The organism is Bradyrhizobium sp. BRP22 (genome assembly GCF_020194175.1).
Lineage (GTDB): Bacteria > Pseudomonadota > Alphaproteobacteria > Rhizobiales > Xanthobacteraceae > Bradyrhizobium.
In genome coordinates this window covers 1-15,857 of the sequence record NZ_JADYVX010000006.1, presented here as the reverse complement: position 1 = coordinate 15,857, position 15,857 = coordinate 1, and the positions used below count along the sequence as shown (strand labels likewise).

Below are 15,857 nucleotides of genomic sequence, written 5' to 3'. Positions count from 1 at the left end.
AGCGCTGTCAAGCTGCCGTCATGCGAGGGAGAGTCGCAGCCGCGCTTATTTGAAGTTCACGGTCGACGTGTCGCTGTCCCCGCTGTCAGTCTTCGGCAGCTCGATACGGATCGCGGACGGATCGATGTTCGACCGCTTGTCGATCCAATAGGTGACGCTGGCCGGCCAGAAGATCACGACTGCCACCAGCACGAGCTGCAATCCGACCCACGGCAGCGCCCCGAGGTAAATGTCGCGGGACAGCACCTCCTTCGGGGCGATGCCGCGCAGGTAGAACAGCGCAAACCCGAAGGGCGGGTGCATGAAGCTCGTCTGCATGTTGACGCAGAGCAGCACGCCGAACCAGACGAGATCGATGCCGAGCTTGTCGGCGACCGGTGCCAGCAGCGGAATGATGATGAAAGCGATCTCGAAAAAATCGAGAAAGAAGGCGAGGAGGAAGACGAAAATGTTGACGAAGATCAGGAAACCGACTTGACCGCCCGGCACATGGCTCAGGAGATGTTCAATCCAGCGCGAACCGTCGACGCCCTGAAACACGAGGCTGAACACGGTGGATCCGATCAGGATGAAGATCACCATCGAGGTGATACGCATGGTGTTCTGCATCGCCTGATTGACCAGCGGCCAGCTAAGTCGCCGGTTCAGGGCGGCGAGAATGACCGCGCCGACCGCGCCCATGGCACCGGCTTCCGTCGGCGTGGCGAGGCCCATGAAGATGGTGCCAAGCACCACGAAAATCAGGATGATCGACGGCACCATGCCCCAGAGGACGCGACGCACCAGCACCCATCCACGCTGCGCGCGCGCCTCTTTGGGCAGGGGCGGCACGCGCCGTGGCGAAACGATCGAAACGGCGGCGATGAAGGCCAGGAAGAGCAGCACCTGAAGGATCGAAGGCCCGATCGCGCCGGCATACATGTCACCGACCGAGCGACCGAGCTGGTCAGCGAGTACAATGAGCACGAGCGACGGCGGTATGACTTGCGTGATGGTCCCGGAGGCCGCGATCACGCCGGTGGCGATGCGCATGTCGTAGCCATAGCGGATCATGATCGGCAGTGAGATCATGCCCATGGCGATGACCGATGCGGCAACGGTTCCGGTGATTGCGCCGAGAATAGCGCCGACAATGATGACCGCATAAGCGAGCCCACCGGGCACGCCGCCGAATAGTTGTCCGGTGCCTTCCAGGAGGTCTTCGGCAAGGCCGCTGCGCTCGAGGATTGCGCCCATCAACGTGAAGAAGGGAATCGCCAGCAGCAGGTCGTTCGAGAGGATGCCGAAGATGCGGAGCGGCAGATTTCCGAGATAGGCTTCGGAGAAGAAGCCCATTCCGACCGACAGGAAGCCAAAGAAAAGACCAACGGCCGCAAGCGAGAAGGCCACGGGAAAGCCGATCAGCAGGAACAGAATGAGGCCGCCGAACATCAGCGGCGGCATATGGTCCACCGTCAGCATCGGGGAAATTCCTTGGAGGCTCGGATGCGTGCGGCGGATGCAATCATTGTTCCATACGGTGATATTCGGTCATGATGTCGGCCTCGGGCGCTACACCGCGCAGCAGCGCAATGCGCTTGACGAGCTCGGACAAGCCTTGAAGGGTAAGCAGCAGGAAGCCGGCCGGGAGGATCAGCTTCACCGGCCAGCGCAGCAATCCGCCGGCGTTGGACGACCCTTCATTCGTCAGCCAACTCGTGACGAAGAACGGCCATGTCATCCATGTGAGCAGGATTGTCGCCGGGAGCAGGAAGAAGATGATGCCGAAAACATCCACATACAGCCTGGTCCGTGGACTGTAGTTGCCATAGAGCAGGTCAACGCGGACATGCTCGTTGCGGAACAGCGTGTGGCTCGCCCCGAGCATGACGATCCCTGCGAGCATGTACCATTGCGCTTCCAGCCACGCATTGGAGCTGTAGCTGAAGCCGTAGCGAATAACGGCATTCGCGGCGCTGATGGCGCACGACAGACCAACCATCCAGTCCGCGATGCGTCCGAATGCTGCGCTGGCGGTGTCGATCTTCCGGCTAAAGGCGAGCAGGGCATGCATCGATCTCTCCCACAATGGCGCGGTAGCGCGCCGACTTCCCGCGACCATCAAAGATTGATCGCCCGGCAGCGTCAGTGACTACCGGGCGCGCAGCGTCATTGTGAGGCCGGCGGGATATCGTGCGAGAAGCGGTAGGCGTCGAGGCTCTGCTCTGCGACCCGGAACCACGGATTGGAGCTTTCGAGGAAACGCTTCCAAGGGTCGTAGATGGTCTTGAAGTCGGCGTCCTTGGCCGCAATCTCTTCGAAGGTCTCGAAGCTCGCCTTGTAGCACGCGTCCAGAACCGCGCGCGGGAACAGCCGCAGTTGCGTGCCTTCCCCGATCATCCGCCGCAACGCGTCCGGGTTGCGCGCGTCATACTTCGCGATCATGAACATCATCTGCTCGTTGCACGCGGTCTCGAACGCGATCTTGAACGGCTCGGGCAACGCCTCCCAGGCGGGCAGGCTGACCGGCGCAGTGATGCCGGCGCTGCCTTCCCACCATCCGGGGGCGTAATAGAACTTGGCGACCTTGTTCAGCCCGAGCTTGGCGTCGTCGTATGGGCCGATCCATTCCGACGCGTCGATGGTGCCGCGCTCCAGCGCCGAATAGATATCGGATGGCGGCAGCTGCTGCGGCACGGCGCCGAGCTTGCGCAGGATGATGCCGCCAAGGCCGCCGATGCGGATCTTCAGGCCCTGCAAATCCTGCACGGTATTGATTTCCTTCCGGTAGAAGCCGCCCATCTGCGTGCCGACGTTGCCGACGGGGAAGGGAATGACGTTCGACTTCTTGTAGAAGGCCCGCACAAGCGCCAGGCCGCCGCCCTCATACAGCCAAGCGGCCTGCTGCCGCGCATTCAGGCCGAACGGCAGTCCGGCATCGAACGCGTAAGTCGGGCTCTTGCCGATGTAATTGGCGGACAGAATATGCCCGCATTCGATGGTGCCGTTCTGCACGGCGTCGAGCACCTGCAGCGGCGGGACGACTTCGCCGCCGGCGAAACAGCGGATCTCGAAGCGGCCTTCGGTGAGTTGGCCGACGCGACGGCAGAGGTCCTCGGCCGAGCCGTGAATCGTATCGAGGCTCTTTGGCCAGCCGGTGGCCATACGCCAGCGGACGGTCGGTTGAGTTTGCGCGATGGCCGGTGCAGCGAGTGCGGCGCCAGCGGTCCCGCCCGCCAGGCCCAAGAGCAGTTTGCGGCGATTCATAGTCCCCATCCTTTCTTCGCTTGAGAAATGCCGTCGCTTGCGGGTGCGGGGCGGCCGCGGATATCGCGCCGGTGGATTGCATCCCGTTCGCCAAGAACCATGTCGGTTGCGCCATCTATGACCATGTGTGGAGCATATTAGTCAGTATGCATCCTATTTTAGAAGATGCAAAAGCTGCACCAACTGAAGGGCTGCGGTGGTTGCGGCGTGGAAATGCTAGGTTTGCCTCATGAGGGCCGGACGCATAATGCCCCAAGAATACTCGGTTTTTACGAGACCCGTGACGTTTACCGAAGCGCTGCATCTGCAAACCAAGACCGAGGGGCGCGAAACTCTCATTCGATTGCGGATCACTGCGGCCTTCCTATATTAGACAGCGTACTGCTTATTTCCCTTGCGGCCGATGCTTAAGCCCCAGGCCGCGTGGGGATGGCACGTCATGAATAACCGGGACGAAGGAGGTGCGAGTGGACGCTGGGGGTGGTAGAGAACAACCGGACGCCGTCGCAGGGAGATTGTTGAAATTGGCAAAACCCAAAAGAACCGGGAAGGCCAAGCCAGCTCGGAAGCCGAAAGGCCAGCCCGCCGTAAAGAAGGCGGAGCACACCTCGCTTTATGCCAGCATGCCGTTGTGGGCTCGCCCCGGCTTTCTGATCCGGCGGCTGCACCAGATCAATTATGCTCTGTTCTTCGAGGAATGTGCCGGCTTCGACATCACGCCGGTGCAATATGCGTTGCTGACCACGCTCAGCCTCAATCCTGACACCGATCAGCATACGCTCGGGCGCGAGGTTGGCATCGACCGTACCAATGTCGCCGACGTGCTGCGCCGTCTGGAGCAGCGCGGATTGCTGACGCGCCGCAAGGGCGAGAAGGATCGGCGCGCCGTGCTCGCGCGCCTGACTCCGGCCGGGGAGAAGGTTACTCGGGAGATGTTCAAGGCGATGCAGCGCGCGCAGGCGCGTCTGCTCGAGCCTTTGCCGCCCAAGGAGCGCGCGGCCCTGATGGCGGCGCTGCTGCGGCTGGTTGACGCGAACAACCATCTTGGCCGCACGGTCTTTCAGCCAAGCTGAGATCGCTCGCCCGCCGCGCGCGTCGTCTGCCGGTTTGTGGCGGCAGGTCATATGTTGTCACACCGGCAGACAAAGCGCATTCGGCACCAGCAGGTTGTCATAGACGCAGCGCCGGTCGGCCAGTTTGAGCACGCCGTTCTCGCGGCGGAACGCGTCATAATACACGCCAATCTGATGCAGCGTCGCGTCCGGACGATCGAACAGCACCTGCAGCACGACGTAGTTGGCGCGTGCCTTGATCGTGCCGTCGCGCTCGTCGCCCAGCAAGTCGAGATTACCGATGATGTGCCGCAGGTAGCGCGGCGCGAACATCGCGGTCTCGCTCAGGGCGAAGGCGCGATCGCGGATCATGCCTTTGCCCTCGCAGTAGATCAGTCCAACCGGCATGTTGCGGTCGTGGTTCTCGCGCGACAGGATGACGTAGGTCGCGTCGTCGGTGAACATTTCGGTCCAGTCGGCGAGACGCTGCTCGTCAAGCGCGTTCGCATAGCGCACGTTGAAGGTCTCGATCTCGTGCCGCAGCAGGACTGCTTCGAGGCGCGGATCCACGAGCGAGGCGGATGAGGGATTACGCTTAAGGGCCATATCCATGACTCACAGTCCCATCTCGGCGCGCCAGTGCTTGTACATGGCGCGGATCGCCGCTTCGGAGATCAGGTTGTCGGCGGTGCCGGCTTCGACGGCCGGATCGAGTTTCACCAGATGCTCGCCGTTTGGCACGCGCTGCATGCCGTCCTGCACGAACTTGATCGCCTCGTTGTCTTCGAGCCCGAGGAAGCCGGCCGGCCCCATGAGATTGCCTTGCCGAAGGCGATGCCGTGTCATTTCCTCGGTATCGCCCTCGAAACCGAACATGGTCCACTTCATGATGAATTCATGCGGCCCGGTCGGCACGATCTGGCGCACGCCGAGCGTGTTCATCTCGCGCTGCACGATCAGGTTCGGCCAGATCGTCGCCATCGTCACCGACCAGGGGCTGTCGAACTCGTCCACGAAATCCATGAAGCGCGGCTCGGCGAGCGTCATGCCTTCCTTGTAGGCGCGCATCTCCTTCTTCGCGTCGCTGGACACCGCTTTCCCGTCGGACTTTGCCGAGGCCATGACGCCGTGACGCCCGCTCGGATCCGCGAGCATCAGCGACTTGTTGCCTGCAACCAACAGACCGAACGTGACCAGGAACGTGTGCAGCAGGGTGGCGTGATAGGGATCTTTCAGGTTCTCGTGATAGAGTTTCCAGTTGCCCGGCAGCGAATGGCGGTAATAGCCGAGCACCTTGAGCTTGCGGCCATCGAAGGTCGCCTCGAATTCACGCATGATCTCCGGCGTGAAATAGTCGGCCAGCGGCTCCATGTCGTCGCAATAGGAGGCGAACACGACGCCGCGATGCGTCGTCACTTTCAGGCGGCGCAGACCATGGTCCGCATTCCTGAAATCCGCCGGCATGCCGCCCTTGCCACCGACGCCGCGGCGAAACGGAACGCCGGCCAGATTTCCTTTCAGGTCGTACGACCATTGATGATAGGGGCAGACGAACTCCTTCGCGTTGCCGGAGAGTTCACGGCAGAATTCGGCGGCGCGATGCGCGCAGCGGTTCTCGAACACATGAATCGAGCCATCTTCCGCGCGCGAGACGACCACCGGCGTCGGTCCGACATTCGAGCGGATGAAATCGCCGGAATTGGGGACTTCGGCTTCGAGCGCGACATAATTCCAGGTGCGGCCGTGGAAGATCTTCTCGACCTCGCGCTCATAGATCGCCTGATCGGTATAGACCCAATCCGGAATGCGAGTGAGGCCATCGGCCGGCCAGATATAGCGTTTGGTAAGCGACAGTCCCGGGTTGGCGTTCATGACGCTGGCCTCCATGGCATCGGCGCCGTCCTGTCCTTTGGACGAGATGATGGCGCCATGAATATCCGGATCGAAGGGTGTTGCAGAATCGAGTTCGGCGCGCGCCGCGCGGATCGCCTGCGGATTTGAGAAGGCGACGACGCCGGCGAGCCGTCCCGTCGCCTTATCGAACATGCGATAGATGGCGCCCGGGCCGGCTTCGTCTGCAGCTGCGAGCGCGACGTGGTCTTCGGCGCTGACAATCCCAAGCATCTGCACATTGCGGCCGAACTGGTCGGTCCAGAACCAGGGATGCTTTTGCGCCACGGCTGTGTTGTGTCCGGCGATCGAACGCCCGGCCGCGGCGCCTTGCTCCTCGGCGTTCTGCCAGCTTTGGAGCGAAAGGCGCCGTCCCGCGACCGGCTCATGGTACAGCGCGCAATCGCCGGCCGCCCAGATGCCCGGCACGGAGGTGCGTCCCTGCGCATCCACCTCGATGCCGGCTGGCGTGGTGGTGCAACCGGCCTGCAGCGCAAGGTCAAACGTCGGCTGCATCCCAATGCCGACCAGAACGGCATCGACTTCGATGGTATCTTCTCCGGTCACGACGCCCAGCCGCGCGCCGCGCCTGGTGATTTCGATAACGCGCGCATCGCGGCGAATATCGACGCCATGCCGCTCCGCCATGATGCGGAAGGCCCGGCCGACGGCAGCCGGCATGATCCGCGCCATGATCTCGCGCTCACGTTCGAGCAGGGTCACTGCCACGCCGCGCGAAATTGCGGTCGACGCAAGCTCAAGACCAATGAATCCACCGCCGATCACGGCGACATGATGAGCGCGGTCGAGCGTTGCGCCAATGGCGGCGGCATCCTCGATCGTGCGCAGATAGTGGACGCCCGGCAAATCCGCGCCGGGAATGCCCAGCCGTCGCGGCGTTCCGCCGGTGGCAAGCAGCAATGCGTCGTAAGCCAGAACCTCGCTATTCGCGAGAGTGATCTGACGCTGCGCGGCATCGATCGCCGTCGCGGCAACGCCAAGATGCAGGCGTACGCCGAGCTGGACCGCATCCGTCTCGCTCAAGCGAACGCTGGAGGAAAACTCGGCCGTACCAAGCAGGAATTCCTTCGATAGCGGCGGCCGCTCATAGGGGAGATGAGGCTCGGTGCCGACCAGATCGATGCTGCCATTGAAGCCGGCCGTGCGCATGGCCCGGATTGCAGCCGCAGCTGCCTGACCTGCGCCGACGATCACAACACGGCTCGCATCTTTCGCGGGCGCGGCGGCAGCGGGCCTGCTCCCGAAGACGGTCTCTGCCGCCGGTTGTTCGGGATCGATGAGAATATCGTCGCCCTCGACGCGAACAGCATAGGTCCGCAGATCCTCGGTCACCGGCGCGCAAAGGGCTTTTCCGGTGCGGATGTCGAACTGCCCCTGGTGCAGCGGACATTCCACCTTGCCATCTTCGATCCAGCCTTCGGCCAGCAGCGCGAGCGCATGTGTGCAGATGCCATGCGTTGCGTAGATTTTGCCGTCGAGATTGTAGAGCGCGATATGAATGCCGTCGACTTCGATGCCGAGGGCTTTGCCTTCGGGCACCTCGTTCAGCGAAGCCGCTCTCGTCCATGCCATTTGTGGCGTCTCTCGCGCAGGAATTTATAATCAGTATAACATCATTTCTAAGGCTCGCAACTCCGTGAATAACGTTGTTGCGTACAAAAACACTGCAATACTGCGACTATTGCGAAACCAAGATAGTCAGTGTACCATCATATTTATCAAGAACGGGAGACTGTCATGGCGCAAGAGCCGCTCGCCACCAAGGGCAACTATCTGCACATCTATGATTTCCGCGTCATGCCCGGGCATGAGGAGGAGTTCATCAGGCTGTTCGAGGAGTTTGACTATTCGGATGGCAATCCGATGCACAAATCATCGGCGCAGGTGAAGGATGGCGTGCTGTGCCGCGATACCGAGGACCCGCAGCGGTTCTTCCTCATCGCCGAATGGAGCGACATCGAGGAGCATGCCAGGATCCGCAAGATCCTCGCCAACGAGATCAAGCCGGCCTTCATCAAGCATATCGAGGGCGGCAAGTTCATCCCGAAATATGTCGAGGTCGTATCCTCCACACCGGACGACATTCTGCAAAAGGCCGCCGCCGAGTGATCTGACGTGTCGCGGCAGCTCTATACATTCTTCCGGTCTTCGACCTCGTTCCGGCTCCGGATCGCGCTGGCCTGTAAGCGGCTCGACTACGAGCCGCGCTATGTCAGCCTGCCGAAGATGGAGCATCGGGCGCCGTCGTATCGCGAGATCAATCCGCAAGGGCTGGTGCCGCTTCTGGTCGAGGGCGGCCGATCCCTGATCCAGTCGATGGCCGTGATCGAGTATCTGGACGAGGTCTACCCGGACCCGCCGCTGATGCCGAAGGATCCGCTCGGGCGGATCTACGTCAGGGCGGTGTCGCAGATCATCGGCTGCGAAATTCATCCGCTCAACAATGTGCGTGTGCTGAAGCATCTCAAAGCGCAGTTCGAAGCTGACGAGGCTGCCACCAACGCCTGGTATCGGCACTGGATCGCGGAAGGGCTGTCCGGACTGGAAGACTACCTGCGGCGCGAACGTCTGTTCGGCCGGTTCTGCTACGGCGATTCCGTGACGATGGCCGATATCTGTCTCGTCCCCCAGATCTTCAACGCGCGGCGCTTCGATTGCCGGCTTGATGCCTATCCGACCCTGCTGGCGATCACCGACCGCTGCATGACGCTTGACGCCTTCCGCGCCGCCGAGCCGAGCACACAGGCCGACGCTTTCTGAGCGGCGGTTGCCTGCGTCGCGCGCCGCCGCGCCTCATTGTTGGGCAATTGGCAAATTAATCAGTACATAATCATATCTTGCACGGGCAAGACACCGTGTTAGTCTTTTGACAGAACGTGGTAGCGCCGGGGCGGATCGGAGAGGTGTTGCACATGGTGGGATTTCGAGGGCTGACTGCGGTTGCGGCATTAATCGCGGGTATACTGACTAATTGCAGCGCGTCGGCGGCCGACCGGCTGACCGTGCGGCTCGACTGGACCCCCTGGGGGTCACAGGCACCATTTCATCTTGCGGCGCAAAAGGGATTGTTCGCGAAGCATGATCTCGATGTCGTGCTGGACGACGGAAACGGGTCGGTCGCCACCGTGCAGATCGTCGGTAACGGCGAATACGATGTCGGCCACGCGTCGCTGGCTCCGATGGTGATCGCGCGCTCCAAAGGTTTGCCGGTGAAAGCGATTGCCGGCTTCATCAAGCAGAACGACATTGGTCTGCTGGTTCCGAAGGACAGCGGCATCGCCAGCCCCGCCGATTTGAAAGGCAAGAAGATCGCCTTCACCGCCGGCTCGCTCGAAGCGCCCTTCATCGACGGGTTTCTCGCGGCGGGAAAGCTGACTCGCAATGACGTCGATCTTGTCAGCGTCGACGCGGCAGGCAAGGCGGGCCTCTACATGGCTGGCCGGTCCGACGCGGCATTCTCGTCGGGACCGTTCTTTCTGGCTGTGGTTGCAAGCCAGCGTCCGTCGAATGCCATCCGCTTCGCCGACCAGGGTCTGGAATTTCCGAGCTTCGGACTGTTCGCGACCGAGAAATCGATCGCTTCGAAGCGCGAGGCGCTGAAGCGTTTTGCGAGCGTGGTTGCGGGATGTTGGGCCTATATCTTTGCGGGCAATCAGGACGAAGCCGTGAAGGCAATCATCGCGGCGCGGCCGCAGGCCAAGCTCAATCCGGCCGTCCTGCGCCAGCAGATCGATACGCTGAAGGATTATGCGTACACGGACGCGACCCGCAACCTGCTGTTCGGCACCATGGCGGCTGCGGACTGGAAGCGGGCCGTTGCGGTGCTGGCCGATGGCGGGCTCATTGAAAAAGGCCTCGATGCAGACGCGGTCTACACCAATGAACTGATCGACGAGCGCATCGTTGCGGACGTGGCCAGCGGCAAGAACTGACTTCGCGCCCCTTTTGCCCCCAATGATCGCAGCGTCCGATGTCGTGAAAAGATACGGAGACGCCGACGGCGTCACCGCGCTGCAAGGCGTTTCGCTCGATATCGCCGAGGGCGAATTCATCAGCCTGGTGGGACCGAGCGGCTGCGGCAAGAGTACGTTCTTGCGCTGCCTTGCCGGACTTGAAGCGCCGACCGGCGGACGCCTGCAATTGGATGGCGCTCCCATCGACGGCCCACCGGAGCGTCTCGGCATGGCGTTCCAGCGGGACGCGTTGCTGGATTGGTTCGACGTTCTGGAGAACGTCTTGTTGCCGGCGGATTTCGGCGGTTACGGCAAGAAGAAATACGAGGCGCGCGCACGGCAATTGCTGCAGATGGTGGGGCTTGACGGGTTCGCACGCGCCTATCCGCGGGCGTTGTCCGGCGGCATGCGGCAGCGCGTCGCGATCTGCCGCTCGCTGCTGCTAGACCCGCGCTTGCTGCTGATGGACGAGCCGTTCGGGGCGCTCGATGCCCTGACACGCGATCAGATCAATGTCGACCTGCATCGGCTCTGGACCAAGCATCGCATGACCGTCGTCTTTGTGACCCACAGCATCACCGAGGCGGTGTTCCTGTCGACCCGCGTGGTCGTCTTCACGCCGCGGCCGGGGCGCGTGGTCGCGGACATCGCCATCGACCTGCCGTCCGAGCGGAAGCTGGCGATGCGTGAGACGCCGGAATTCGGCGTCTACACCAGCCGTATCCGGGGCCTGTTCGAGCAAATGGGCCTGATCCATGACTAGGCGCTTGATGAAAGCGGCGCGACGCGGCGTCGTGCCACTTCTGGGAGCTGCGATCTTTCTCTTGGTTTGGGAAGTCGGGGTGCGCACGCTTGGCGTGCGGCCCATTCTGCTTCCACCGCCATCGTTGATCGTCGAAGAACTCGCTGCCTCTCCGGGCTGGTTCGCCGTGCAGACGGCCTATACCCTCGGCATCACGCTCGCCGGTTTTGCCGTCGCCGTCGTGTTCGGCGTGCTGTTCGCGGTTGCGATCGTGGAATGGAAAATCCTGGATCGCCTGTTGTTTCCGCTCTTCGTCGCACTCAACAGCGTGCCGAAAGTGGCGCTGGCTCCACTGTTTCTGATCTGGTTCGGGACTGGCGCCGAGCCCAAGATTGCCATTGCCTTCCTGATCGCGGTCTTTGCCGTCGTGATCGACACCGCGCTTGGTCTGCAATCGGTCCCGCCGGATACGATCGACCTGGCGAAGACCTTGCGTGGATCGCGTTTGAAGGTGCTGCTGCGCATCAAGCTCTATTGCGCGCTGCCGCATCTGTTTGCCGGGCTGAAGGTGGCGATGTCGCTGGCCCTGGTCGGCGCCATCGTCGGCGAATTCGTCTCGTCCCAGCGCGGCCTCGGCTATGTCATTTTGACCGCGCAGGGCACGTTCGACACGCCGCGTGTTTTTGCTGCGATCGTCATCCTTGCGGTGCTGGGCGTCGCTTTGATAGCGATGATTGAAGCGATCGAGCGGGTTGCCTTGCCATGGCATCACGCAAATTCGCACCGCATGGAGTAGCGGAGCAGCGGTGGATCGGTGCAGCCCTTGAGGAGGGGGAACAGACCTCTGGTTGCGCCAAACTGCGATTTTTCTTGCAGGCCAAACGCGACCAACAGCGAGGGCTCTCTCGAAAATCCTTGGCAGCTGGCTTCCGTCCGCGCGGCCGCATGGGTTGCAATGGTCCTGATGAACGACATGTCGATTGCGAGGGTGGCCGGCCCAGCGCCTTCCTTCGCTCGCTTTCTTCCAAAGTCGATGGCAAATTGAGTGAAGCTGGCCATGGCCGTGCGCACTCCCCAATTCGTGTGGGCTACGTGTGCACTGAGAGGTCAAAACGCGTACAAACGTGTGCAATTTCGGCTAGTAAGGAGTGCACACGTTCATGCTTCATCCTATTGAGAGGATAGGGTAAATCATTGAAATCGCAAGATTATCGCTTTTCCGTGGCCCCGATGATGGACTGGAGCGAAGGTTCAGGTTTTTCAATCGGTTAGTAGGGTGCGTGTGCACGACGTGTGCACCAGGAGATCAAGAAAAATCTATTCAGAGCAAGTGTGGGCGATCGTTCTTTGGAGTGATGCGACGTCCGCAGAAGCGCTGGCGGCCTGGAGAGTTGGATAGGGCAGGGGCACGCGAACGACTAAGGAGCTGATCGCGCCCGTCACAAGTAGAGCTCGGTGATCGGTCGGTCGCGAAGAACTGCGCGAATGACAGTGAAGACAAAAATTGGTGTTGGGATTCGAGTCGCTTGCCCGCTGCTACGGGCTAAGATCCCTCACGCCAATCTACTTGGCGGACCGAGTGCCCAATGAGGCGCTTCGGCGTGCGTCCAGGAGCCAAATAAGAGTCGGCTGGCATGGGGCGGTGGCACCTCTTCCCGCCTTGCATGGAGTTGGCGAGGCCGACATCATCTGCCTCATAAGATCAGATCGGATAGTTGCGTACATTGTATCCGGGGATCTGGGTTCGCTCGAATGCAGCGGCTAGGCGCACCACGTCGTGCTCGCTGTGTGATCGTCCGACGATCTGAAGCCCGACCGGCATTCCGTCCGCTGCGACTCCCGCGCAGACCGACGCTGCCGGCTGTCCGCTAAGGTTGAAGGGATAGGTGAAATAGACCCATGAGACGAGATTTCGATCTGGCAGTTCGTCGGGAATATTCTTGCTAACCTCAAGCGAGGTGACGGGAAGGACCGGAGAAATCAACACGTCATAACGCTCGAAGAAACCGCGAACGGTGTCGCGCAGCGCGTAGCGGGAAAATACCTTGGCGTAATAATCGCGCATGTCCTGTATCAGCGCCGGTTCGAGCACATCGGCGACTGCCGCATCGAGCAGCTCGCGCTGATCCTCCATGAAGGATCGCAGACGAATGCCGACGCCGGCATAAAATTCTGCCGTCCACAAGTCCGCGGGATCGGCGTCGAAGACCTTCTCGACAAGATCGACCTGGCAGCCGAGCGTTCCAAGCGTTTCTGCGGCGCGGTCGGTCAGCTTGAGGACCTCGGCATTGGGCCGCGCGTAGCCCAAGGTCGGGCTGTAAACCACTCTCATTCCGGCGACGGGTTGCGCCAGCGCCGCAATGACGTCCGGGACGGGGCCGGCGACGCTGAACGGATCGCGACGATCGAAGCCGGCGACAACGGAAAATAGCAGCGGCCTCCGCACGTCGCCACCGGATTCCAGGGATTGATGGTGAGTCCGGTCAGGGGCGAGGAGCCCATCATGGTATGGGCGAATTCGGTGGTCGTGCTCTTGCCGATGATGATTGCTCCGGCCTTGCGCAGCCGCGCGACCGCGATCGTATCCGCCGCGGCGGGAGCGGCGTCCTGCATCAGCCGCGAACCCCAGTTCGTCGGCAGGCCGCAGACATTCAGGATGTCCTTGACGCTGACCGGAACACCGGCGAGCGGTCCGTCGGCTGCTCCGCTCGCATCGACGGTGCGCGCTGCGGCAAGCGCGCCGTCGCGGTCGATCCGGACAAAGGCGTTGAGTGTCGGCTGGCTCTGCTGGCAGCGCTTGACCGTGTCGGAGATCGCGTCCTCGATGCTGTGCTTTCCGGTGCGGAGATCGATCTGCATGTGCCGAGTCAGTCGTCCTAAATGAGAGGTATACTGACGATATAACCCATGCTGTCAAGCGGCCGCCACGCGGGAGAAGAGCGCAGCCACCTTATTTGAATTTTACTGTCGACATGTCGCCGTCACCGCTGTCGGTTTTCGGCAGCTCGATGCGGATCGTAGCCGGATCGATGTTCGATCGCTTGTCGATCCAATAGGTGACGCTCGCCGGCCAGAAGATCACGATCGCCACCAGGACGAGCTGCAATCCGACCCATGGCAGCGCCCCGAGGTAGACGTCGCGCGACAGCACCTCCTTCTGAGCGATGCCGCGCAGGTAGAACAGTGCAAACCCGAAGGGAGGGTGCATGAAGCTCGTCTGCATGTTGACGCAGAGCAGTACCCCGAACCAGACGAGGTCGATGCCGAGCTTGTCGGCGACGGGCACCAGCAGCGGAATGATGATGAAAGCGATCTCGAAAAAGTCGAGGAAGAAAGCCAGGAAGAACACGAAGATGTTGACGAAAATCAGAAAGCCGACTTGTCCGCCCGGCACATGGCTCAGCAGGTGTTCAATCCAGCGTGAGCCGTCGACGCCCTGGAAGACCAGGCTGAATACCGTGGATCCAATCAGAATGAAGATCACCATGGATGTGATGCGCATGGTGTTCTTGGAGCCAAGCGCCGGCATCGTGAATACCGGCTTCGCATTCGCCGACTACGACAGCGTATGGAAGGACGATGGATGGCGAACTCGGCACCTAAATCCGCGCGGATCGCCAAGACGCCTATCATGGCGGTGTCGAAGGCCTGGGACAACGGCTTTCGTCAGGTGACCTCGTCCGGCCGCGAGGTCCGAAGGCCAGATGATCTCAAGAATTTCCAGATCCGCGTTCCGCCCGCGCCGCTTTTGACTTCGCTCTTCGAGGCGCTCGGCCCCGGGCCGACGCCGATCAACTTCAACGAGGTCTATTCCGCGTTGCAGACCAAGGTCGTCGACGGGCAGGAGAATCCGTTGCCAATCATCGCGACCGCACGTCTCTACGAAGTGCAGAACACGTGCAGCTTGACTGGGCATGTCTGGGACGGCTACTCGATCCTCAGCAACACGCGCGGCTTCGAACGCTTGCCGAAGGATGTTCAGGAGATCGTGACACGCGAGCTCGACCGCTCTGCCGTCGATCAGCGCGCCGATATCGCAAAGCTCAGCCAGTCGTTGCGTACTGATCTGTCGGCCAAAGGGCTCAAGTTCATCGAGGTCGATCGTGCCGCCTTCCGGCAGGCGTTGTCAAATACCAGCTTCTACTCCGACTGGAAGGGCAAGTTTGGCGAAGAGGCGTGGTCCCAGCTCGAAAAAGCTGCGGGCCAGCTCTCATGAGCGCCGTAAGCCATACGCCGAATGTCGATGCCGGGATGGCGGCCGGCACGTTTCAAGCGAATTCGCGTCAATGGGCGGTGAAGGCGAACACGGTGCTAGCATTACAGTTGCAATTTGTGCCTGAGATGGGCTTTGCGCGCGTTGGCCTGATGGGCCCTGCGCCAGGACGACCATGCGAGGATGTGGGCGTGCGAGATGCGCCGCTGGGCAAGCTTCATGGCGATGCGGCGGATTTCCTGGATCGACCAGCGGATCAAGAACGATGCTTCGGTCGAGGCCGCGGTCGCTTTTTTTGAGGCAACGGCCCGGTGTTGGCCCGATGACGGATGACGGCCATCATGGCGAAGGCCAGCATGACGAGTGAGACATGGCGATGCCAGCCATGCCAGGAGCGGGTTTCGTTGTGATCAAGGCCGAGCTCGCTCTTGGCGGTTTCGAAGCTGTCCTCGATGGCCCAGCGATGGCCTTCCACCGATACCAGCTTCTACATGGACGTGCTCTTGGGGCACCATGTGGAGAAAAAGGCCACGCTGCCGTCGGCGATGTTGCGGCGGATCAGAAGACCCCGCGTCCATTCCCCGGCAAAGTCGTCGTTGTGAAATGGACCCGCGGAGCGGGACCACTTGAACCGGTTTGTGAGTTGGAAACTGACCGCTCCTGATCTGTTTTTATCACGCTGCCAGAGACTCTGTCTGCTGCAGTTGCTGTGGGCATGTGGTCAACCCGTCAGCGTTGTC

General features: G+C 61.4%; 15 protein-coding genes and 3 pseudogenes. 7 read left to right on the top strand and 11 right to left on the bottom strand.

What is annotated here, in order from left to right:
* Nucleotides 1-45: 45 nt before the first annotated feature.
* The 3 genes from I6F35_RS10265 to dctP form a co-directional block, all read right to left on the bottom strand.
* A complete protein-coding gene (locus I6F35_RS10265; protein ID WP_225117541.1) occupies nucleotides 46-1,461 on the bottom strand; it encodes a TRAP transporter large permease subunit in 1,416 nt (471 codons plus the stop codon).
* A 43-nt stretch (nucleotides 1,462-1,504) separates the two neighbouring features.
* Nucleotides 1,505-2,053 carry a TRAP transporter small permease subunit gene (locus I6F35_RS10260; RefSeq protein ID WP_225117540.1) on the bottom strand — a complete coding sequence of 183 codons (549 nt, stop codon included), beginning with the start codon at nucleotides 2,051-2,053 and terminating at the stop codon, nucleotides 1,505-1,507.
* A gap of 95 nt (nucleotides 2,054-2,148) precedes the next feature.
* The gene (gene dctP / locus I6F35_RS10255) at nucleotides 2,149-3,246 is read right to left on the bottom strand and encodes a TRAP transporter substrate-binding protein DctP (RefSeq protein ID WP_225117539.1); all 1,098 of its coding nucleotides are present in this window, start codon (nucleotides 3,244-3,246) and stop codon (nucleotides 2,149-2,151) included.
* A 524-nt stretch (nucleotides 3,247-3,770) separates the two neighbouring features.
* Here dctP and I6F35_RS10250 point away from each other — a divergent pair.
* Entirely contained in the window at nucleotides 3,771-4,319 is a 549-nt protein-coding gene (locus I6F35_RS10250; protein ID WP_225117538.1) for a MarR family transcriptional regulator, read from the top strand.
* Nucleotides 4,320-4,376: 57 nt separating this feature from the next.
* Here the strand turns inward: I6F35_RS10250 and I6F35_RS10245 are convergent, their stop codons facing one another.
* Both I6F35_RS10245 and I6F35_RS10240 read right to left on the bottom strand, forming a co-directional pair.
* The gene (locus I6F35_RS10245) at nucleotides 4,377-4,910 is read right to left on the bottom strand and encodes an aromatic-ring-hydroxylating dioxygenase subunit beta (protein WP_225117537.1); all 534 of its coding nucleotides are present in this window, start codon (nucleotides 4,908-4,910) and stop codon (nucleotides 4,377-4,379) included.
* Between the two features lie 3 nt (nucleotides 4,911-4,913).
* The gene (locus I6F35_RS10240) at nucleotides 4,914-7,781 is read right to left on the bottom strand and encodes an FAD-dependent oxidoreductase (RefSeq protein ID WP_225117536.1); all 2,868 of its coding nucleotides are present in this window, start codon (nucleotides 7,779-7,781) and stop codon (nucleotides 4,914-4,916) included.
* 165 nt (nucleotides 7,782-7,946) lie between these two features.
* On the opposite strand from I6F35_RS10240, the gene I6F35_RS10235 reads away from it, so the two are divergent.
* The 5 genes from I6F35_RS10235 to I6F35_RS10215 all read left to right on the top strand — a co-directional run bounded on the left by I6F35_RS10235 (nucleotide 7,947) and on the right by I6F35_RS10215 (nucleotide 11,700).
* Nucleotides 7,947-8,318 (top strand): antibiotic biosynthesis monooxygenase, encoded by a 372-nt coding sequence (locus I6F35_RS10235; RefSeq protein WP_225117535.1) that lies wholly within the window; start codon nucleotides 7,947-7,949, stop codon nucleotides 8,316-8,318.
* Nucleotides 8,319-8,324: 6 nt separating this feature from the next.
* A complete protein-coding gene (maiA, locus tag I6F35_RS10230; protein ID WP_225117534.1) occupies nucleotides 8,325-8,969 on the top strand; it encodes a maleylacetoacetate isomerase in 645 nt (214 codons plus the stop codon).
* Between the two features lie 152 nt (nucleotides 8,970-9,121).
* Nucleotides 9,122-10,141 carry an ABC transporter substrate-binding protein gene (locus tag I6F35_RS10225; RefSeq protein ID WP_225117533.1) on the top strand — a complete coding sequence of 340 codons (1,020 nt, stop codon included), beginning with the start codon at nucleotides 9,122-9,124 and terminating at the stop codon, nucleotides 10,139-10,141.
* 43 nt (nucleotides 10,142-10,184) lie between these two features.
* Nucleotides 10,185-10,925, top strand: a complete 741-nt coding sequence (locus I6F35_RS10220) for an ABC transporter ATP-binding protein (protein ID WP_225117532.1) — start codon at nucleotides 10,185-10,187, stop codon at nucleotides 10,923-10,925.
* Between the two features lie 79 nt (nucleotides 10,926-11,004).
* Complete coding sequence (locus tag I6F35_RS10215; protein ID WP_225117531.1) at nucleotides 11,005-11,700, top strand: ABC transporter permease; 696 nt, start codon at nucleotides 11,005-11,007, stop codon at nucleotides 11,698-11,700.
* Here the strand turns inward: I6F35_RS10215 and I6F35_RS10210 are convergent.
* From I6F35_RS10210 to I6F35_RS10195, 4 genes and pseudogenes are all read right to left on the bottom strand, one after another.
* A complete protein-coding gene (locus tag I6F35_RS10210) occupies nucleotides 11,673-11,963 on the bottom strand; it encodes a hypothetical protein (protein WP_225117530.1) in 291 nt (96 codons plus the stop codon). The genes I6F35_RS10215 and I6F35_RS10210 overlap by 28 nt on opposite strands.
* A 643-nt stretch (nucleotides 11,964-12,606) precedes the next feature.
* The gene (locus I6F35_RS10205) at nucleotides 12,607-13,350 is read right to left on the bottom strand and encodes an amidase family protein (protein ID WP_225117529.1); all 744 of its coding nucleotides are present in this window, start codon (nucleotides 13,348-13,350) and stop codon (nucleotides 12,607-12,609) included.
* Complete coding sequence (locus tag I6F35_RS10200; RefSeq protein ID WP_225117528.1) at nucleotides 13,233-13,763, bottom strand: amidase family protein; 531 nt, start codon at nucleotides 13,761-13,763, stop codon at nucleotides 13,233-13,235. Before I6F35_RS10200 ends, I6F35_RS10205 begins: the two co-directional genes overlap by 118 nt.
* A 139-nt stretch (nucleotides 13,764-13,902) precedes the next feature.
* Nucleotides 13,903-14,400, bottom strand: a pseudogene (locus I6F35_RS10195) (TRAP transporter large permease subunit); the annotation flags it as partial.
* Between the two features lie 19 nt (nucleotides 14,401-14,419).
* On the opposite strand from I6F35_RS10195, the pseudogene I6F35_RS10190 reads away from it, so the two are divergent.
* Nucleotides 14,420-15,120: pseudogene (locus I6F35_RS10190) on the top strand (TRAP transporter substrate-binding protein); the annotation flags it as partial.
* Between the two features lie 101 nt (nucleotides 15,121-15,221).
* Here I6F35_RS10190 and I6F35_RS10185 read toward each other — a convergent pair.
* Entirely contained in the window at nucleotides 15,222-15,377 is a 156-nt protein-coding gene (locus tag I6F35_RS10185; RefSeq protein WP_225117527.1) for a hypothetical protein, read from the bottom strand.
* Nucleotides 15,374-15,700: pseudogene (locus tag I6F35_RS10180) on the bottom strand (transposase); the annotation flags it as partial. The pseudogene I6F35_RS10180 and the gene I6F35_RS10185, both read right to left, overlap by 4 nt.
* Between the last annotated feature and the right edge of the window lie 157 nt (nucleotides 15,701-15,857).